Annotated in this window: 12 protein-coding genes; 3 read left to right on the top strand and 9 right to left on the bottom strand. The window is 59.6% G+C overall.

Annotation, left to right across the window (positions count from 1 at the left end):
- Positions 1 to 132: 132 nt before the first annotated feature.
- The 3 genes from ACTG20_RS03880 to ACTG20_RS03870 all read right to left on the bottom strand — a co-directional run bounded on the left by ACTG20_RS03880 (position 133) and on the right by ACTG20_RS03870 (position 7,088).
- The gene (locus ACTG20_RS03880; RefSeq protein ID WP_005355079.1) at positions 133 to 1,719 is read right to left on the bottom strand and encodes an EAL domain-containing protein; all 1,587 of its coding nucleotides are present in this window, start codon (positions 1,717 to 1,719) and stop codon (positions 133 to 135) included.
- Positions 1,720 to 1,999: 280 nt separating this feature from the next.
- Positions 2,000 to 4,597 (bottom strand): bifunctional aconitate hydratase 2/2-methylisocitrate dehydratase, encoded by a 2,598-nt coding sequence (gene acnB / locus ACTG20_RS03875; RefSeq protein WP_421279657.1) that lies wholly within the window; start codon positions 4,595 to 4,597, stop codon positions 2,000 to 2,002.
- 229 nt (positions 4,598 to 4,826) lie between these two features.
- Positions 4,827 to 7,088: a patatin-like phospholipase family protein gene (locus tag ACTG20_RS03870; protein ID WP_439987870.1), complete on the bottom strand. Its 2,262-nt coding sequence runs from the start codon at positions 7,086 to 7,088 to the stop codon at positions 4,827 to 4,829.
- A 234-nt stretch (positions 7,089 to 7,322) separates the two neighbouring features.
- On the opposite strand from ACTG20_RS03870, the gene ACTG20_RS03865 reads away from it, so the two are divergent.
- A complete protein-coding gene (locus ACTG20_RS03865; protein ID WP_374845779.1) occupies positions 7,323 to 9,233 on the top strand; it encodes a methyl-accepting chemotaxis protein in 1,911 nt (636 codons plus the stop codon).
- Between the two features lie 84 nt (positions 9,234 to 9,317).
- On the opposite strand, the gene ACTG20_RS03860 is transcribed toward ACTG20_RS03865, so the two are convergent.
- The 6 genes from ACTG20_RS03860 to ampD form a co-directional block, all read right to left on the bottom strand.
- Positions 9,318 to 10,280 (bottom strand): sensor domain-containing diguanylate cyclase, encoded by a 963-nt coding sequence (locus ACTG20_RS03860; protein WP_439987470.1) that lies wholly within the window; start codon positions 10,278 to 10,280, stop codon positions 9,318 to 9,320.
- Between the two features lie 123 nt (positions 10,281 to 10,403).
- The gene (lpdA, locus tag ACTG20_RS03855) at positions 10,404 to 11,831 is read right to left on the bottom strand and encodes a dihydrolipoyl dehydrogenase (protein WP_005336123.1); all 1,428 of its coding nucleotides are present in this window, start codon (positions 11,829 to 11,831) and stop codon (positions 10,404 to 10,406) included.
- Between the two features lie 148 nt (positions 11,832 to 11,979).
- Positions 11,980 to 13,869, bottom strand: a complete 1,890-nt coding sequence (gene aceF / locus ACTG20_RS03850) for a pyruvate dehydrogenase complex dihydrolipoyllysine-residue acetyltransferase (RefSeq protein WP_439987469.1) — start codon at positions 13,867 to 13,869, stop codon at positions 11,980 to 11,982.
- Between the two features lie 119 nt (positions 13,870 to 13,988).
- Positions 13,989 to 16,649, bottom strand: coding sequence for a pyruvate dehydrogenase (acetyl-transferring), homodimeric type (aceE, locus tag ACTG20_RS03845; protein WP_439987468.1), 2,661 nt, complete (start codon positions 16,647 to 16,649; stop codon positions 13,989 to 13,991).
- A 79-nt stretch (positions 16,650 to 16,728) separates the two neighbouring features.
- Positions 16,729 to 17,493 (bottom strand): pyruvate dehydrogenase complex transcriptional repressor PdhR, encoded by a 765-nt coding sequence (gene pdhR / locus ACTG20_RS03840; RefSeq protein WP_005336127.1) that lies wholly within the window; start codon positions 17,491 to 17,493, stop codon positions 16,729 to 16,731.
- A 278-nt stretch (positions 17,494 to 17,771) separates the two neighbouring features.
- A complete protein-coding gene (gene ampD / locus ACTG20_RS03835) occupies positions 17,772 to 18,347 on the bottom strand; it encodes a 1,6-anhydro-N-acetylmuramyl-L-alanine amidase AmpD (RefSeq protein WP_439987466.1) in 576 nt (191 codons plus the stop codon).
- Positions 18,348 to 18,477: 130 nt separating this feature from the next.
- Here ampD and ACTG20_RS03830 point away from each other — a divergent pair, with 130 nt between their 5' ends.
- On the top strand, positions 18,478 to 18,948 hold the full coding sequence (locus ACTG20_RS03830) for a retropepsin-like aspartic protease family protein (RefSeq protein ID WP_439987465.1): 471 nt from the start codon (positions 18,478 to 18,480) through the stop codon (positions 18,946 to 18,948).
- A 3-nt stretch (positions 18,949 to 18,951) separates the two neighbouring features.
- The gene (gene nadC, locus ACTG20_RS03825) at positions 18,952 to 19,827 is read left to right on the top strand and encodes a carboxylating nicotinate-nucleotide diphosphorylase (RefSeq protein ID WP_013723414.1); all 876 of its coding nucleotides are present in this window, start codon (positions 18,952 to 18,954) and stop codon (positions 19,825 to 19,827) included.
- Positions 19,828 to 19,858: the final 31 nt, after the last annotated feature.

Genomic DNA, 19,858 nt, shown 5'->3' with positions numbered 1-19,858 from the left:
TGAGCGCCGATTCTACCGAAAAGCGAGCCACAAGGCATGGAAAACAAGCCCCTGCACTCGAGGGGGGATAGGGAGAGAGCACTTCCCTACCCTGCCAGAGGGGAGCGTGTCCGCCCGTCTGTCACCGATAGATCAGGTGGCGTTCGGGATGCCTCGTACCCCATCTGGCTGGCGGGTTTGTGCCTCTTCCGGCAGCAGCTCCTCGCAGAACTGGCGCAGCGGCATGGGGCGGGCAAACAGATACCCCTGCAGATAGTCGACCCCTTTGGCCCTGAGATAATCAGCCTGACGCTCGCTCTCCACCCCTTCCGCCACCAGCGCCAGACCCAGCCGGGTCGCCAGATCGATCACATTGTCCACGATATGCTCCGAGAGCGACTCGGTACCGATGCGGGCGATAAAGGATTTGTCGATCTTGAGGTAATCCACATGAAACTGCTGCAGGTAAGCCAGGCTGGAGTGGCCGGTACCAAAGTCGTCGATGGCGAGTTTGACCCCCATCTCGTCCAGCTGGCGGAACAGGGAGAGGGTCTGGGGATCTGACATCAGCAGCTCCCGCTCGGTCAGCTCCAGCACCAGAACCACCTTGCCGGGGAGGAAGTGGCCGAGGAAGGCGCGGCACTCGGCCAGCAGGGCAAAATCGTGGCAATGGGCGGCGCTGATGTTGAAGCTGATATGAAACCCATCGGGCAACTGCTCCTGAGAGCGGTTCAACCGTGTCGCCACCTGCTTCATGATATGGGTGGTCATGGGGACGATCAGTCCCGACTCCTCCGCTTGCGGAATAAAGAGATCGGGCCGGATCACCCCTTCATTGACATGCTCCCAGCGCATCAGCACCTCGGCGCCCATCATCTTGCCGTCGTGGCTGGCAATCAGCGGCTGCAGATAGGGAACAAACTCCCTGGCCCGCAGGGCTCGTCGCAACTCATCTGTTGGCGAGCCGGGCCGCCCCAGCACCCACCACACCAGCCAGGCCAGCAAAAGCGAGGAAACCGCCAGCCACGACAGCGCCACATGCCGCGCGGCCCACAGCGACTTCCAGTAGACCGGCATGGCATAACCGGCATGGATGGTGAAAGGATAATGGGATGAGGTAAGGGCCTGGCTGATCCCGCGATGGAGGGTGGGCGCCTCGCTTAGATAGCGGCCAGACTCATTGAGCCAGGCCGACCCCACCTGAAGATAGAGCGCACTGGATTTTCCGCTCATGGAGAGCATGAAGCTGAGCTGGGTACTGTCGATGGCGCTCAAGGCGGCATCCTTGCCCTGCTCGGTGCGCACCACCAGCAGCGGGTGATTTTGCCGCACCCGGTTGCCACTCATCAGCAGCAGCTTGCGGCCGGTGTAGATGGAGCCGTCATCGGCATCATTGGCCTCACCAAACAGCGAGGTGCAATTGATGATGCCGTTTCGCACCAGATTGACCGAACGCAGGAAGGGCTCGATGGCGACCTTCTTGCGCAGCACCAGCAGATTGTCGCGACAGGGAGCATTCACCAGAGGCAGCACGGAGCGATTGGCCTGCTCCGCATGATCCAGCATCGACTCCATCAGGGTTCTGGCCTTGTGGGCCGAGGCGCTGGATTCCGCTTTCAGCTCCTGCACATAATTGCTGTGGATGAGCCAAGCTCCCACCAGCAGCGGCAAGGTAAAGACCAGCAAGGCACCGCCGAAGCGTAACCCGGTTCGGGAGAGATCAATCCTGAACAGAAACATAAAGAACCACGCCGCAATTCGTCAGGCCTGCCAACGCAAGCACCCAGTGAACAGATATCCACTTTCCCTCGATAACGATGCCTCATCATTACCGCACATAACCGAACAACATAACCCAAAGCGTTTATAAAACGAACCACCAAACAGGTGGTTGGATCTCTCTAGCAAGGATCGTGCAAACAATCTTCAAAAAAGACGGTGAATAACACACAAATAAATAATGCCGCGTAAATACGCGGCATTATTGGCTTCTTATCGCGCAAATCGCGCAAGAACTCCGTTAAACGGCTTGCTGCAGGATCACCGCATCGGCCTTCTTGGTGTAGGAGGCGATCTCGTTGAAGTTGAGGTAGCGGTAAGTATCTGCCGCAGTGGCATCGAGCGCCTTGGCGTACTGCAGGTACTCCGCCACAGTCGGGATCTTGCCGAGGATGGCGGCAACGGCGGCCAGCTCCGCAGAGGCCAGATAGACGTTGGCACCTTTACCCAAACGGTTCGGGAAGTTACGGGTGGAAGTGGAGACCACCGAGGCCCCTTCCGCTACCCGCGCCTGGTTGCCCATGCAGAGGGAGCAGCCAGGGATCTCGATGCGGGCACCGACGCGACCAAAGATGCCGTAGTAGCCCTCTTCGGTCAGCTGATCCTTGTCCATCTTGGTGGGCGGTGCGATCCACATGCGGGTCGGCAGCTCGCCCTGATACTTCTCGAGCAGTTTGCCGGCGGCGCGGAAGTGACCGATGTTGGTCATGCAGGAACCGATGAACACCTCGTCGATCTTGTCGCCAGCCACGTCGCTCAGCAGACGGGCATCGTCCGGATCGTTCGGCGCACACAGGATCGGCTCCTTGATGGTGGCCAGATCGATCTCGATGATCTCGGCATACTCGGCATCCTTGTCCGCTTCCATTAGGGTCGGGTTGGCCAGCCACTCTTCCATCCCCTTGATGCGACGGGTGATGGTGCGCACGTCACCGTAGCCTTCGGAGAGCATCCATTTCAGCATCACGATGTTGGACTTCAGGTACTCGATGATCGGCTCTTTATCCAGCTTGATGGTGCAACCGGCAGCGGAACGCTCGGCGCTGGCATCAGCCAGTTCGAACGCCTGCTCCACCTTCAGGGTCGGCAGACCTTCGATCTCGAGGATGCGGCCGGAGAAGATGTTCTTCTTGCCCGCTTTCTCGACGGTCAGCAGCCCCTTCTGGATGGCGGCATAGGGGATGGCATGGACCAGATCACGCAGGGTGATGCCCGGTTGCAGCTCGCCCTTGAAGCGCACCAGCACAGATTCCGGCATGTCCAGTGGCATCACGCCGGTAGCGGCGGCGAAAGCCACCAGACCGGAGCCCGCCGGGAAGGAGATACCGATGGGGAAACGGGTGTGGGAGTCACCACCGGTACCCACGGTATCCGGCAGCAGCATGCGGTTCAGCCAGGAGTGGATGACGCCGTCACCCGGACGCAAGCTCACACCACCGCGGTTCATGATGAAGTCCGGCAGGGTGTGGTGGGTCTGTACGTCGATGGGCTTGGGATAGGCGGCAGTGTGGCAGAAGGACTGCATGGTCAGATCGGCGGAGAAGCCGAGGCAGGCCAGATCTTTGAGCTCGTCGCGGGTCATCGGGCCCGTGGTGTCCTGAGAGCCGACCGTGGTCATCTTGGGCTCGCAGTAAGTGCCCGGGCGAATGCCCTTCACGCCGCACGCCTTGCCCACCATCTTCTGGGCCAGGGTGAAGCCTTTACCGGTATCGGCCACCGGCTGCGGGCGACGGAATACGGTGGAGAACGGCAGACCCAGCGCTTCGCGGGCCTTGTCAGTGAGGCCGCGACCGATGATCAGCGGAATACGGCCACCGGCGCGCACTTCATCGATCAGCACGTCGGTTTTCAGTTCAAACTGCGCCAGCACCTGTTCGGTGCCGTGTTTGCAGATCTTGCCGGCATAGGGGTAGATGTCGATCACATCGCCCATTTCCAGCTTGGAGACGTCCACTTCGATAGGCAGAGCGCCAGCATCTTCCATGGTGTTGAAGAAGATCGGGGCAATCTTGCCACCCAGACAGACACCGCCAGCGCGCTTGTTTGGCACGAACGGAATGTCGTCGCCCATAAACCAGAGCACCGAGTTGGTAGCGGATTTACGGGAAGAGCCGGTACCGACCACGTCACCCACATAGGCCAGCGGGAAGCCTTTCTCTTTCAGGGCATCGATGGTCTTGATGGGGCCGACGGCGCCATCCTTGTCCGGAGTAATGCCGGGACGGACGTTTTTCAGCATCGCCAGCGCGTGCAGCGGAATGTCCGGGCGGGACCAGGCGTCCGGTGCCGGCGAGAGGTCGTCGGTGTTGGTTTCGCCGGTCACCTTGAACACGGTGACAGTGATCTTCTCGGCCAGCTCCGGGCGGGAGAGGAACCACTCGGCATCAGCCCAGGATTGCATCACCTGTTTGGCGTGGACATTGCCCGCCTTGGCCTTCTCTTCCACGTCATGGAAGGAGTCAAACATCAGCAGGGTATGGGAGAGCCCCTTGGCGGCAAGCGGCGCCAGGGTGGCGTGATCCAGCAGATCGATCAGCGGTTGAATGTTGTAACCACCCTGCATGGTGCCCAGCAGCTCGACAGCTTCGGCGGCAGTCAGGATGGGAGAGTGGGCTTCGCCCTTGGCGACGGCGGTGAGGAAACCGGCTTTGACATAGGCCGCTTCATCAACACCGGGGGGAATACGGGAGGACAACAGCTCTTTCAGAAAGTCTTCTTCGCCAGCGGGCGGGTTCTTGAGCAGCTCAACCAGGGCGGCGACCTGCTCTGCATCCAGAGGTTTGGCAACCACGCCCTCGGCGGCACGTTCTGCGACGTGTTTACGGTATGTTTCAAGCACGACTAATTCCTCTTTGGTCTTTTTTTGGGGTTCGCCCACGCTCGCGGCGATCGTCCTTGCGGGACACCCCGTAGGGTGCTCCCCACTATATAAGTTTTAACGACTAATTAAAATCCAAACCCTGTTTGCTTATTCACCACAAAATCGTAACCAATTAAACAGACTGGTATTTTTTGAAAATTAATTGAACACCCTCAACCAGAGTTAACAAATTGGCATCATTTCGGCATTATTCGAACGTACTGCCCAATTGCAGATAGAAGACGTCATTGCCCCCCTCCGCCATGCCGTAGCCGAGGAACACAGGGCCGAGGAAGCTCTCCACCCCGACATAAAGCGAACCGGCGGTGAAGGAGCTCTCCAGACTGATATCCTCCCCCTTGTTCCAGACCCCGCCCTGCTCCAGAGATCCCCCCAGATAGAGCGGCATCTTGAGGGCACCGAAGTCGTTGTCTGCCACCCGATAGATGTAGCGCAGGCCACCAAACAGGCTGTAGCGACCGCTCAGCTGGTAGCGCTGGAAACCGGAGAGGCGGAACAGCCCGCCCAGATCCTGAATATGCAGCGGCACCACTTCTTCACTGCCCGAGCCCCCCCCTTCGAGGATCAGGTTGAGGCTGTGCCTGTCCCATGACCAGGGCTTGATCATGGAGAGTTGATAATTCCAGCCTTCACTGCGGCCATCTGCCGACTCGAGTCCATCCACACTGACGTGGGAATGGCCCAGTTTCATGTCCCATTTCATCCCCTGATAGGGGAAATAGAGGCTATCCAGATTGTCGTGTTCAAAGCGGACATAGGGGCCCCACGCCGTGGCATCCATCTCCAGCCCCTTGAAGTTCTTCACATCAATCGTGCCCAGTTGTCCCTCCAGCCCCATCGACAACCGGCTCCAGGGCTGGCGGTTCCAGCCCACCGCCAGATCACCGCTGAAGAAGGAGTATTCGGAGTCGAGATAGCTTATCGAAACCATCTCGGGATCCGGATTGGGGAAAAACAGGCGGCGCAGGGTCTGGTCATAGGCCAGACTCGCCTCGCCATAGAAGGTCTGGGAGGGTTCGAGCGGGGTATAGAAGTCGGTCTTGATATGTTTGGCCGTGCCCAACGATGCCTCGGTCAGCCACTCCGCCCCCCACTCGTTGACGTTGGTGAGGGTATAGGACATGCCGACGTTGTAGTTGGAGGTGTTTTCGAAGTCATCGGTGAAACCGAACTGGAAGTTGAGGTAGCCCGGCCCCCAGTTCTTCTCGCTGGCATCCACCAGCAGCACGTTTTCCCCGTCACGTTCCTCCACCTCGTAGGTTATACGGTCAAAGGACTCAAGGGCATAGAGGCGGCGAATGCCCGCTTCCAGACTCTCGTTAGTCTGCACCTTGTCAGGCCGCACTTTCAGCATGGCGCGCACCGTGTCGTCGGAGAGGCGCGACTTGTTGATGATCTCCACCTTGTCGATGAAGTAGGCAGGCTGACCGCTACGCTCGGCACGGCGGCTCAGCTTCTGGTTGCGATAGACGTTGTACTGCGCCTTGGTGAGCGACAGCTTATCGAGTTGCAGCGACACCTTGTCAGCCGCCGCCTCACCGATCTTGATCCCCTCCGGCATGCGGGCAAAGTCAGCGATCCCCATATCGCCAAACTCGGGGGCGATCAGAATATCCTTCGGTCCCATCAGCGCCTTCTGCTTGTCGGTGCCCACCTGGGTCATGTAGGTGGTGAGCTGGTCAATCATGGCCAAGCCTGACTTGAGGGACTCCCGGGTACGCAGCTTGGCACCGATATCCACCGCGATCACCACATCGGCCCCCATCGCCTTGGCGACATCCACCGGCATGTTGTTGACGCTGCCGCCGTCCGCCAGGATGTGCCCCTCCCACTCCACCGGCTTGAGGGCACCGGGAATGGACATGGAGGCCTGCATCGCCTTGGCCAGGCTGCCGTGATCGAGCACGAAGGGGGTGACCGTCTCCATGTCGGTCGCCATGGCGCGGTAGGGAATGGGGAGATCATCGAAACTCGCCTGCACCGGCAGGTTGGAGGTGGCCCCCCGCAGCAGGCTGGCCATGGATTGGCCCTGGAAGAAACCGTCCGGCAGCTGGGTGGTGTCACCATTCACCCCGATGTCGGTGCGCAGCTGATACTGCTCGTTCTGCTGCTTTTTGCGCAGCGACAGCTCGTCGCGGCCCACCTTGTCCTGATAGCCCTTGTTCCAGTCGATGGCCAAAGTGGTGCGCTCCACCTCCTCGGCACTGAGCCCCATGGCGTACATCCCCGCCACATAAGAGCCCATGCTGGTGCCGACTATGATGTCGACCGGAATCCGTTTCTGCTCCAGTACCTTGAGGATGCCGATATGGGCCGATCCCTTGGCGCCGCCGCCGCTGAGCACCACCGCAATTTTCGGGCGATCCCCCTGTGCCGCCACAGCCAGCAGCGGGCAGGCCGCCAGCATCACCAAAAGCAGACGGGTCCATCCCGCACCTAAGCTGCGCATCATATTTTCCATATTATTCAGAGGGTCAGTCACCAAGGATGGCCTCTACTATAAGGGGCCCGGCAGTTAGCGCAACCGTCAATCCGCATCCCGCCTTTGCTGCATGGCGAAGGGGCACGCCGCAGCCCCTGTGAGCGCAAACGTAATCCGCAAATAAAGGGCTACAAGCCTCATGGGTAGCGCCGCGCTGCCGCTAATATGAGCGTCGTCAATCTCAACCTTTTGAGCACCTTTATGCTGGCAACCCTCACTCTTAAACAGAAAATACTGGCCACGGTCACCCTGGCCGTGGTCGTCTCCTGCCTGCTGGTAGGCTACTTCAGCCAACGCTCGGCCCAGCAACTGATCGAAAACCGGATGTTCGAGCAGGAGCTCCCCAACCTGACCCAGCGGATCAGCAAGGAGATTGAACAGGATCTCCACGGCATCGCCCAGGCCGCCCGCCAACTGGCCACCGACCGCTTCATCCTCGACTGGGTGGATCGGGGCATGCCCAAAGAGCAGGAGCCAATCCTCATCAACCAGCTCAAGGATGTGGCCAACCAGTATGGTCTGGTGACCGCCTCCTTCGCCGATCGCCAGACCGCCGCCTACTACAACCAGAATGGCTTTCTGCGCAACCTGACCCCGACACAGGACGCCTGGTTCTATGACTACACCAAGAGCCAGAAGGAGATGACCCTCAGCATCTTCCGCGAGAGCAACGGCGAGGTGAAGCTGTTCGTCAACTTCCAACAGCTCAACGGGCGCGGGCTGGCCGGCTTTGCCAAATCCCTCGACACCATGGTGACCATGGTCTCCAACTTCCGGCTGGAAGAGAGCGGCATCGTCTTTATGGTCGATGGCAGCGGCAAGGTGAAGCTGCACCCCGAGGCCAACCGCATCGAACGTGACACACTTGGCAACATTGCCAGCGGTGATACCGGCAGCCTGCTGGCCAAACGCCCCTTTGCCGTCATCAACGCCGAAGTCAATGGCGAGCCCATGGTACTGGCCAGCAGCTATATCCCGCTGCTCGACTGGTATCTGGTGGCCCAGGTGCCAGAAGCCGAGATCTATGCCGAGCTGGATCAGACCCGCAACGAGATCCTGATGATCTCGCTGGTGATTGCGCTGGCCATGGGGCTGATGGGGATGCTGCTGGCAGGCTCGGTCAGCCGCCCGCTCAACGAGCTGGCCCGCCTGTTCAAGGAGCTGGGCAGCGGCGATGGGGATCTCACCCAGCGCCTCAAGGTGGAAGGACGTGACGAACTGAGTCAGGTCGCCACCGGCTTCAACAACTTCGTCGCCAAGATCCACGGCTCCATCGAGCAGGTGGCGGAGAACTCCCGCCAGCTCGCGGCCACCGCCAACGAGGTGGCCAACAAGGCGCAGCTGACCCAGCACAACTGTACTGCCCAGCGTGACCGTACTGTGCAGGTGGCCACCGCCATCCACGAAATGGGGGCCACGGTGAGCGAGATCGCCGGTAACGCTTCGCTGGCAGCCGAAGTAGCCAGACAGGCCAACGATCAGGCCGATGCAGGGGCAGTAGTGGTAGCGCAGGCGCGCCACGGCATCGTCGACCTCTCCGGCGAGATTGAGCAGGTGGCTGGGGTCATCGAGTCGCTGGCCAGCCAGACCGACTCCATCGGCAGCATCCTCGAAACCATCCGCAGTATCTCGGAGCAGACCAACCTGCTGGCATTGAACGCCGCCATCGAGGCCGCTCGCGCCGGTGAACAGGGTCGCGGTTTCGCCGTGGTGGCAGATGAAGTGCGCAATCTGGCCAACCGCTCCGCCGCCTCGACCGCAGAGATCCAGGGGATGATCAACCGCTTGCAGGAGCAGAGTGCCCGCGCCGTCAGCGCCATGGCGCAGGGGCGCAACCAGAGTCTGGAGGTGGTGAGCCAGGCCGATGAGGCCAACGCAGCCCTCGGCCAGATCACCGCCCACATCACCCAGATCAACGACATGAATATCCAGGTCGCCACCGCCACCGAGGAGCAGTCCAGCGTGGTCGGCGAGATCAACCGCAACGTGGAAGATATCAACCAGCTCACCATGGAGACCGCCGATATCGCCCACCAGCTGACCGAGTCCAGCCGCAGCCTGCAGCAGCTCTCCGGTCAGCTCGACAAGCTGGTTGGCAACTTCCGACTCTGACCCCGACCTTGACCTGAGTCATCAACAACAGAGAGCGCCGTGGCGCTCTCTGTTGTTTTGGTGGCGGCTAATCCGGCATAGCAGTCAGCCCTTGCCATCACGTTTGCGCTGATACATCAGCTCATCCGCGCGGGTGAGCAGCTCGGCCAGAGAGGCACAACCGCGCCCGTCATAACAGACAATCCCGGTGCTACAGGTCAGCGCATAACCGCAACCACTGTGCTGATTGTGCTCGGCCAACATGGCATTGAAACGCTCATAGGCCAGTTGCGCCTGCGCCTCCATCACATTGGGCAACAGGACGGCAAACTCATCGCCGCCCATGCGGGCAAACACGTCGGCGCCACGAAAAGCCTGCTTTAGCAGAGTGGCAAAGGCGATCAGGGCCCGATCCCCTTCTGCATGCCCCCACCGATCATTGATCCCCTTGAAGCCATTGAGATCCAGATAGAGCAGCGCCAGCGGCATCTGCAAGCGACTGGCCAGCGAGAGGCTCTTCTCCGCCAGCATCACGAACCCGCGCCGATTGGAGATCAGGGTCAACTCATCAATGGTGGCCAGCTGCACTGCTTCGAGCTCCCGCACCACCATCGCCGCCAGATCCTTGAGCAGCCCCACATCCTCATCGCTCAATTCCCGCGGCACCGTATCGATGATGCAGAGCGTCCCCAGTTTGCAGCCGTTGGCGATCCGCAGTGGCTGTCCGGCATAGAAGCGGATGCCAGGCCCACCCACCACCAGCGAATTGTCGGCAAAGCGGGGATCCTGCGAAGCATCCGGCACGATGAAGGTCTCATTACCCATGATGGCGTGGCCACAGAACGAAATGTCCCGGGCAGTCTCACGGACCTCCAGTCCGATACAGGATTTGAACCACTGGCGATCTTCATCCACCAGACTCACCAGCGCGATGGGGACATTGAATACCCGTCGGGCCATGCGGGTCAGCCGGTCAAACCGCTCCTCGGCCTCGGAATCCAGCAAAGATAGCCGCCGCAGGGTCTCCAACCGCAATGCCTCATCGGGTGGAATGGGTGCTTCTAGCATCGTGCCTCTCTCATCAGTGCCAAAACCTATCTTTAGCATATTGGGCTTTGTCGAAGTCGGGGCAGCAAGGAGAAAACAAAAAGCCGCTCAAATGAGCGGCTTTTTCATGAAGATGGCAGAAGATTACTTTTTCTTCTTGGCCTTGGCGTTCGGCAGGTCGGTGATGGAGCCTTCGAACACTTCGGCAGCCAGACCCACGGACTCGTGCAGAGTCGGGTGAGCGTGGATGGTCAGCGCGATATCTTCGGCGTCCGCACCCATTTCGATGGCCAGACCGATTTCACCCAACAGTTCACCACCGTTGGTACCCACGATGGCACCACCGATGACGCGGCCGCTCTCCTTGTCGAAGATCAGCTTGGTCATACCGTCGGAGCAGTCGGAGGCAATGGCGCGACCGGAAGCAGCCCACGGGAAGGTGGCGACTTCGAAGTTCAGGCCCTGTTGCTTGGCTTCCTTCTCGGTCAGACCAACCCATGCCATCTCTGGCTCGGTATAGGCGATGGACGGGATCACTTTCGGGTCGAAGTAGTGCTTCTTGCCGGCGATCACTTCGGCGGCAACGTGACCTTCGTGAACACCTTTGTGCGCCAGCATCGGCTGACCCACGATGTCGCCGATGGCGTGGATGTGCGCCACGTTGGTACGCAGCTGCTTGTCCACCTCGATGAAACCGCGCTCGGTCACGGCAACGCCTGCCTTCTCGGCATCCAGCATCTTGCCGTTCGGCACACGACCTACTGCAACCAGCACGTTGTCGTAACGAACCGGCTCGGCCGGGGCGTGCTTGCCTTCATAGGAGACGTACAGACCGTCTTCGCGAGCTTCAACTGCGGTGACCTTGGTCTCCAGCATGATATTGAATTTCTTGGCGACGCGCTTGGTGTAGATCTTGACGATGTCTTTGTCGGCAGCCGGAACCAGCTGGTCGGCAAATTCCACCACGTCGATCTCGGAACCCAGAGAGGAGTAAACGGTACCCATCTCCAGACCGATGATGCCGCCACCGATAACCAGCAGTTTGCCGGGAACGGTTTTCAGCTCCAGCGCATCGGTAGAGTCCCATACGCGCGGGTCATCGTGGGGGATGAACGGCAGTTTCACCGGACGGGAACCGGCCGCGATGATGGCGTTGTCGAAGGTCACGGTAGTCTTGCCGTCTGCACCTTCCACTTCAAGGGTGTTCGGGCCGGTAAATTTACCCAAGCCGTTAACAACCTGAACTTTACGCATCTTGGCCATGCCAGCCAGACCGCCGGTCAACTGGTTGATAACCTTCTCTTTCCACAGACGGATCTTGTCGATGTCGGTCTGCGGGGCACCGAAGACGATGCCGTGCTCGGCCAGCGCCTTGGCTTCTTCAATCACTTTGGCAACGTGCAGCAGCGCCTTGGAGGGGATGCAGCCCACGTTCAGGCAGACGCCACCCAGGGTGGAGTAACGCTCGACGATAATAGTATCCAGACCCAGATCGGCTGCACGGAAAGCAGCGGAATAACCGGCAGGGCCAGCACCCAGTACTACGACCTGGGTTTTGATTTCTTTACTCATCATGACCTCTTTGTCGTTCTTATATCCCCGGACAGCGCAGTCTTATACCGAAACGGGTGGCTGCAGCCGTGAAAAAAACGGGGCAAGTTTACGATCATGTTAATGAAATGAGAAGTAAAAAGGGCAGGCTCTGGGCCCGCCCTCTCACTTACAGGACCAGTCGACGAATGTCGGACAGCACGCCGTTCATGGTGGTGATGAAGCGAGCCCCATCGGCACCATCGATCACGCGGTGGTCGTAGCTCAGAGCCAGCGGCAGCATCAGGCGCGGCGCGAACTCTTTACCGTTCCACTTCGGCTTCATCTCGGACTTGGAGACACCGAGGATGGCCACTTCCGGCGCGTTGACGATCGGGGTAAAGCTGGTACCGCCGATGCCACCCAGGCTGGAGATAGTGAAGCAACCACCCTGCATGTCGGCAGCGGTCAGCTTGCCGGCACGGGCCTTCTTGGAGATCTCGGCCAGATCGCGAGACAGCTCCATGATGCCCTTCTTGTTAACATCGCGCACCACGGGCACAACCAGACCGTTGGGGGTATCTACCGCCACACCGATGTGGATGTACTTCTTCATGATCAGCTTGCTGCCATCTTCGGACAGGGAGCTGCAGAAGCGTGGGTGAGCTTCCAGCGCCTTGGCGGCGGCTTTCAGGATGAACACCAGAGGGGTGATCTTAACGTCTGCCTTCTGCTTCTCGAGCATCGCGTTCTGCTCTTTGCGGAACGCTTCCAGCTCGGTGGTATCGGCTTCGTCGAACTGGGTAACATGAGGGATCATGACCCAGTTGCGGTGCAGGTTCGGACCGGAGATCTTCTGGATGCGGGTCAGCTCGACCTCTTCCACATCACCAAACTTGCTGAAGTCTACTTTCGGCCACGGCAGGACGCCCAGACCGTTGCCACCGGCTACGCCGGCAGAGGCAGGAGCGGACTCGGCACGCTTGATGGCATCCTTCACGTAGGCTTGCACGTCTTCTTTGACGATGCGGCCCTTGCGACCGGAGGCTTTCACCTTGGCCAGGTTGACGCCAAACTCGCGCGCCAGACGGCGTACCGCCGGAGAGGCGTGCACGTAAGCGTCGTTGGCAACGAAATCGGTCGCAGCGGCAGCAGCCTGGGCAACCGGAGCCGGAGCAGCGGCAACAGGGGCTGCAGCGACCGGAGCGGTAGCTTCAGCAACCGGCGCGGCAGCAGGGGCAGCGCCAGCCACTTCGAATACCATGATCAGGGAACCGGTGGAGACCTTGTCACCTGCCTTCACCTTGATCTCTTTGACCACACCGGCGAACGGCGCAGGCACTTCCATGGAGGCCTTGTCACCTTCCACGGCGATCAGGGACTGGTCGGCTTCAACCTTGTCACCCACAGCAACCATGATCTCGGTGACTTCCACTTCGTCGCCACCGATATCCGGTACGTTGACCTCTTTGGCCGCAGCGGCAACCGGGGTTGCAGCCACGGGCGCGGCAGCTTGAGCCGGTGCAGCAACGGCAGCAGGCGCAGCGCCAGCCACTTCAAATACCATCACCAGAGAACCGGTAGAAACCTTGGCGCCAGCGGCAACCTTGATCTCGACCACGCGGCCTGCGAACGGTGCAGGTACTTCCATGGAGGCCTTGTCACCTTCCACGGCAATGATGGACTGGTCAGCTTCAACCATGTCGCCCACGGCAACCATGATTTCAGTCACGTCCACTTCGTCGTCACCGATGTCCGGTACGTGCACATCTTTGCGCACGGCAGCGGCAGGTGCGGCGGCCGGAGCAGCAGCAACCGGTGCAGCCACTTCAGCAGGGGCGGCAGCGCCTTCGGCTTCGAAGATCATGATCTGGGAACCGGTGGCAACCTTGTCGCCTACCTTGATCAGGATCTCTTTAACGATACCGGCGGACGGGGCCGGTACTTCCATGGAGGCCTTGTCGCCTTCTACCGCGATGATGGACTGGTCCAGCTCGACCTTGTCACCCACGGCCACCATGATCTCGGTGACTTCAACTTCATCGGCGCCGATATCCGGCACCATAATCTGTTTGGACATTGTGCTTTATCCTCTTGCGTCGATCCGCGTGGCTGGCTGATGCCGCCACGCACATCTCGCGTTAACCGTTTTAAATCCTGGCAGGGTCGCGCCGTATGACGGCGCGACCCTTGATCCACTTACGCGTACAGCGGGTTGACCTTGTCGGCATCGATGCCGTACTTGGCGATGGCGTCGGCCACAACCTGCTTGTCTACCTCGCCGCGCTTGGCCAGTTCGGTCAGAGCAGCAACCACCACGTAGAACTCGTTCACTTCGAAGTGACGACGCAGGTTGGCACGGCTGTCGGAACGGCCGTAACCGTCGGTACCCAGCACGCGGTAGTTCTCGGTCGGAACGAAGGCGCGAACCTGATCGGCGAAGGACTTCATGTAGTCAGTCGCAGCGATGGTGGCTTCGGAACCCAGTACCTGAGCGATGTACGGTACGCGAGCATCGCTAGTCGGGTGCAGCATATTCCAGCGATCCGCGTCCTGACCGTCACGAGCCAGCTCGTTGAAGGAGGTGACGCTGAATACATCGGAACCGATGCCGTACTCGCTGGCCAGGATCTGGGCAGCCTTGCGCACGTGACCCAGGATGGAACCACAACCCAGCAGCTGAACTTTCGCCTTGGCGCCGGCGACGGATTCCAGCTTGTAGATACCCTTGCGGATGCCTTCCTCAGCACCTTCCGGCATGGCCGGCATGGCGTAGTTCTCGTTCAGGGTGGTGATGTAGTAGAACACGTTCTCCGGGTTCTCACCGTACATGCGGCGCAGGCCGTCCTGTACGATCACCGCCACTTCATAGGCGTAGGACGGGTCGTAGGAGATGCAGTTCGGGATGGTGTTCGCCAGGATGTGGCTGTGACCATCTTCGTGCTGCAGACCTTCGCCGTTCAGGGTAGTACGACCGGAGGTCGCACCCAGCAGGAAGCCACGGGCTTGCTGGTCACCGGCTGCCCACGCCATGTCGCCGATCCGCTGGAAGCCGAACATGGAGTAGTAGATGTAGAACGGGATCATCGGGCAGTCGTTGGTGCTGTAAGAGGTCGCAGCAGCCAGCCAGGAGGACATGGCGCCCAGCTCGTTGATACCGTCTTGCAGAACCTGACCCTGCTTGTCTTCCTTGTAGTAGGAGACGATGTCGCGGTCTTGCGGGGTGTACTGCTGACCGTGCGGGCTGTAGATACCGATCTGGCGGAACAGACCTTCCATACCGAAGGTACGGGCTTCGTCAGCCAGGATCGGCACGATGCGCTTGCCGATGGACTTGTCTTTCAGCATCACGTTCAGGGAACGCACGAACGCCATGGTGGTGGAAATTTCGCGCGCCTGCTCACCCAGCAGCGGGCCGAAGGCATCCAGTGCCGGGATTTCCAGCTTGGTGGTGCTTTCGCGCAGACGGGTCGGCACATAGCCTTTCAGGGCAGTGCGACGGTCGTGCAGGTATTTGTGCTCGGCAGAACCGGCTTCGATCTTCAGGTAAGGCAGATCGGCCAGCTGCTCGTCGGCCACCGGCAGGTTGAAGCGGTCACGCAGGTGACGCACAGAGTCCAGCTCCATCTTCTTGACCTGGTGAGCGATGTTCTTGCCTTCAGCCGCTTCACCCATGCCGTAACCCTTGATGGTCTTGGCCAGAATAACGGTCGGCTTGCCCTTGGTCTGGGTCGCCTTGTTGAATGCAGCGAACAGTTTGCGAGGATCGTGACCACCGCGGTTCAGGGCGAAGATCTCCTCGTCGGTCATATCTTTGACCAGCGCGGCAGTTTCCGGATAACGGTTGAAGAAGTGCTCGCGGATGTAGCCACCGTCGCGGGACTTCATGGTCTGGTAGTCACCGTCCACAGTCTCGTTCATCAGCTGGATCAGCTTGCCGGAAGTGTCTTTCTTCAGCAGCTCATCCCACTTGCGACCCCAGATAACCTTGGTGACATCCCAACCGGCGCCAGCGAACAGGCCTTCCAGCTCATTGATGACCTTGCCGTTACCGACAACCGGGCCATCCAGACGCTGCAGGTTGCAGTTGACCACGAACACCAGGTTGTCGAGCTTTTCACGCACGGCAACGGTCAGGGCACCCTTGGCTTCCGGCTCATCCATCTCGCCGTCACCCAGGAAGGCGTAAACGGTCTGCTCGGAGCAATCCTTGATGCCACGGTCGGTCAGGTACTTCAGGAAGCGAGCCTGATAGATGGCGGCGATGGGGCCCAGACCCATGGAGACGGTCGGGAACTGCCAGAAGTCCGGCATCAGTTTCGGGTGCGGATAGGAAGGCAGACCCTTGCCGTCCACTTCCTGACGGAAGTTGTCCAGCTGCTCTTCGGTCAGACGACCCTCAGCAAAGGCGCGAGCATAGATGCCCGGGGAGATGTGACCCTGGAAGTAAACCAGATCGCCACCATCCTTCTCGTTGCGAGCACGGAAGAAGTGGTTGAAGCAGACATCATAGATGGTCGCAGAAGAAGCGAAGGAAGACATGTGACCACCCAGGTCCAGGTCTTTCTTGGACGCGCGCAGCACGATCATCATGGCGTTCCAGCGGATGATGGCGCGAATGCGGCGTTCCATCTCCAGGTCACCCGGGTAGTCCGGCTCGTCGCTGGACGGGATGGTGTTGATGTAATCGCGATTTGCCTTGGCAGCCACGTCCACACCGCTTACGCGGGCTTTCTCGGCCAACTGTTCAAGGATGAACTGAGCGCGTTGCGGACCCTCTTCACGCAGCAGGGATTCCAGAGAGGCAAGCCACTCCAGCGTTTCTATCGGGTCCACATCGTTCTTCAGGATATCAGACATGGCTGGTTCCTATGTTGTTGTGATTGCACGGCATTGCACGGCGAAGGGCGCAAGCATTCGACAATAAAGCCTTGTGGGATTAGTTTTCCTGCTGACGGATCCGACGCATGGATCGCTGGATCCGGCTGTCTTCCCTCTGCATATCCAACAAGGTGTCCTCGATAAAGGCCAGATGCTCATGACAAGCTGTTCTGGCCCGCTCCGGAGCCCCCGAAAGAATAGCCTCGATCAGATTCGCGCGATGGCGACGTATCTTGGCTACCACTCCCGGGCGGCGATTCAAAATCTCGTTATTCTGCAGAATGTTCTGTTCGAGCATCGGGCTCATGGCCCGCAGCAGGTGCAGCAGCACCACGTTGTGGGACGCCTCGGCCACCGCCAGATAGAACTGGGTGACGGCTGCCGACTCGGCCACCAGCGAACCGAGTTGGCCCGCCTCTTCGATGGTGGTTTGCACCTGACGAATGCGCTCGAAATCAGACCCGGTTCCCCGCAAGGCCGCGTAGTAGGCACAGATGCCTTCCAGCGCGTGGCGAAACTCCAGCAGGTCATACTGGGCTTCCGGGTGGGTACTGAGCAGTTCGAACAGAGGATCGGCGATCCCCTTGCTCAGGGCATTCTGCACATAAGTGCCGCCGCCCTGACGGCGATAAAGCAATCCACGCGCTTCCAGTCGCTGGATGGCTTCGCGCAAGGAGGGGCGCGATACCTGAAACTGGATGGCGAGTTCCCGCTCGGGAGGCAATTTCTGTCCCGGCTGCAGGCTGCCTTCCAGAATCATCTGTTCCAGCTCGGCGACAATGGAGTCGGCCAACTTGGGTTGCGTAATCTTGCGATAGGGCATGAGGCTACTTTGTTAAATTGGTATTACCAATTTTATGGATGGGGCGAAAATTAGCAGAGGCCTTTTGAAAAGTCCACTCAAAAGATGATCTGAGTCAAGAATCAGCCCCACCACTTAAGAGGTAAAGCAGGGGAAACATGATTTAGCTCATAGAAAATGGTCTGACCAATATTCTTGACTTCGCTCACAAATAACATTTGCGCAACCAGAGACAAAAATGGCCTGCCAGATAGGCAAGCCATTGATTTTAAAATCCAAACTAAATTTGAATATTTACTTTAGCTGTTTAGTAGTTGCCGGTAGTAATCCCACTGGAAACTGGCTCCGGGATCCGTCTTGCGCCCTGGCGCGATATCGCAATGGCCGACAATTTTTTCGTGGGTGATGGCCGGATAGCGCTCCGAGATAGCTCGAGTGAGCCCTGCCAATGCCCGGTATTGAGCCTCGGTGTAGGGGATTTCGTCAGTCCCTTCCAGCTCGATGCCGATGGAGAAGTCATTGCATGCCTCCTTCCCCTGCCAGCTCGATACTCCCGCATGCCAGGCGCGCGCGCCAAACGGCACATACTGCACCAGCTCGCCATCACGGCGGATCAGGCAGTGGGCCGAGACCCGCAACTGATGGATACCGGCAAAATAGGGGTGAGCCTCGGGGTCGAGTCGTCCCATAAAGAGATCGTCGATAAAGGGACCGCCAAACTCCCCCGGCGGCAGGCTGATGCCATGCACCACCAGCAGGGAGATATCATCCGGCGCGGCCCGTTCGTTGTGATGGGGAGAAGGCACCCGGCGCGCCTGCTGGCACCAGCCAGCGGCATCGATAGAGAAACAAGGTTGCGAAGGGAGTTGAGTCATCGGCTACTCGAATTGGCTGATAAATGGCAAAAAAACGAAGATACCTGATAGGCAACCCGGCACCAACTCACTGAATCAACGGGAAATGGTATGTTAGGCTGAGTCATCTTCCGCTCGACATGGATAGGGTATGCAGCACACGGCACGCTGGATGTGGTTACTGACCTGGCTCTCTTTGATGGGCATGCTGACCCTCTATTTTCACTCCCGCAACCAACCGAGCGTCACCGCCAGCGGCGAGCTGTTGCTGCGAGCCGACCAGAGCGGCCACTATCGTCTGGAGGGTGCCATCAACGGCCAGCCGGTGCAACTGCTGCTCGATACCGGCGCCACCCGTATCACCATCCCGCAGCAGGTTGCCGAGCGGCTCGGCCTGACCGCTCATGGCAGCAGCCAGGTCAATACCGCCGCGGGGCAGATCCGGGTCGGCAACGGCACCATCGAAACGCTGGCGATGGGGCCATTGACCTTGTACGATCTGGCCATCTTTATCAATCCGGCGGCAGACGGTGACGAAGTGCTGGTTGGCATGAACGCCCTCGGTCGGCTGGAGCTGGTTCAAAAGGAGCGGCAACTGCTGCTCAGACCCTTGCAGGAATAAGGCATGTTTCAACAGGATGTCAGCCGCGCCGTGCGCGCCGCACTACTCGAAGATCTGGGCGATGCCCTCACCACGCTGGACCAACCGGACGCCAGCGCCGATATCACCGCCCAGCTGATCCCGGCGGATCGGATGGCCAGCGCCCGGGTCATCACCCGTGAGGCCGGTGTGTTCTGCGGCCAACCCTGGGTGGATGAAGTCTTCCTGCAACTGAAGGCCCAGCTCGGTGGCGAAGTGAAGGTGGAGTGGCTGGTGCAGGATGGGGAAGTGCTCTCCCCCAATCAGGAGCTGTTCCGCCTCCATGGCCCCGCCCGCCTGCTGCTGACCGGCGAGCGCAATGCCCTCAATTTTGTCCAGACCCTCTCCGGCGTTGCTACCCTCACCGCCCGCTATGTGGCAGAGCTGGAGGGCACTGACTGCCGCCTGCTCGACACCCGCAAGACCATACCGGGGCTTCGCACCGCCCAGAAGTACGCGGTCACCTGTGGCGGCGGCAAGAATCACCGCATCGGCCTCTACGACGCCTATCTCATCAAGGAGAACCACATCCTCGCCTGTGGCGGTATTGCCGAGGCGATTAATGAGGCTCGTCATCTCAATCCGGGCAAACCGGTAGAGGTAGAAGTGGAATCACTGGCAGAACTGGAGCAGGCGCTGGCGGCAAAGGCGGATATCGTGATGCTCGACAACTTCGACGTGACCATGATGCGCGAAGCCGTCGCCATCAATCAGGGCCGCGCCAAGCTCGAAGTCTCCGGTAATGTGACGCTGGACACCTTGGCCGAGTTTGCCGCCACCGGTGTCGATTTTATCTCTGTCGGGGCGCTGACCAAGCATGTACGGGCGCTCGATCTCTCCATGCGCTTTATCCAGCAGTGAGATTCACCCCGCAGGCCTGAGCAAATACTCG

This window comes from Aeromonas sp. 84A (genome assembly GCF_051919345.1).
GTDB classification, from domain to species: Bacteria; Pseudomonadota; Gammaproteobacteria; order Enterobacterales; family Aeromonadaceae; genus Aeromonas; species Aeromonas veronii.
The sequence above is the reverse complement of the archived record's forward strand: the minus strand, read 5'-3'. Positions and strand labels throughout refer to the sequence as shown.

Excerpts from the sequence above, each read along its gene's own strand:
- ACTG20_RS03880 (WP_005355079.1), bottom strand. The coding sequence starts at position 1,719 with ATGTTTCTGTTCAGGATTGATCTCTCCCGAACCGGGTTACGCTTCGGC.
- ACTG20_RS03870 (WP_439987870.1), bottom strand. The coding sequence starts at position 7,088 with ATGCGCAGCTTAGGTGCGGGATGGACCCGTCTGCTTTTGGTGATGCTG.
- ACTG20_RS03865 (WP_374845779.1), top strand. The coding sequence starts at position 7,323 with ATGCTGGCAACCCTCACTCTTAAACAGAAAATACTGGCCACGGTCACC.
- ACTG20_RS03860 (WP_439987470.1), bottom strand. The coding sequence starts at position 10,280 with ATGCTAGAAGCACCCATTCCACCCGATGAGGCATTGCGGTTGGAGACC.
- lpdA (WP_005336123.1), bottom strand. The coding sequence starts at position 11,831 with ATGAGTAAAGAAATCAAAACCCAGGTCGTAGTACTGGGTGCTGGCCCT.
- aceF (WP_439987469.1), bottom strand. The coding sequence starts at position 13,869 with ATGTCCAAACAGATTATGGTGCCGGATATCGGCGCCGATGAAGTTGAA.
- aceE (WP_439987468.1), bottom strand. The coding sequence starts at position 16,649 with ATGTCTGATATCCTGAAGAACGATGTGGACCCGATAGAAACGCTGGAG.
- pdhR (WP_005336127.1), bottom strand. The coding sequence starts at position 17,493 with ATGCCCTATCGCAAGATTACGCAACCCAAGTTGGCCGACTCCATTGTC.
- ampD (WP_439987466.1), bottom strand. The coding sequence starts at position 18,347 with ATGACTCAACTCCCTTCGCAACCTTGTTTCTCTATCGATGCCGCTGGC.
- ACTG20_RS03830 (WP_439987465.1), top strand. The coding sequence starts at position 18,478 with ATGCAGCACACGGCACGCTGGATGTGGTTACTGACCTGGCTCTCTTTG.
- nadC (WP_013723414.1), top strand. The coding sequence starts at position 18,952 with ATGTTTCAACAGGATGTCAGCCGCGCCGTGCGCGCCGCACTACTCGAA.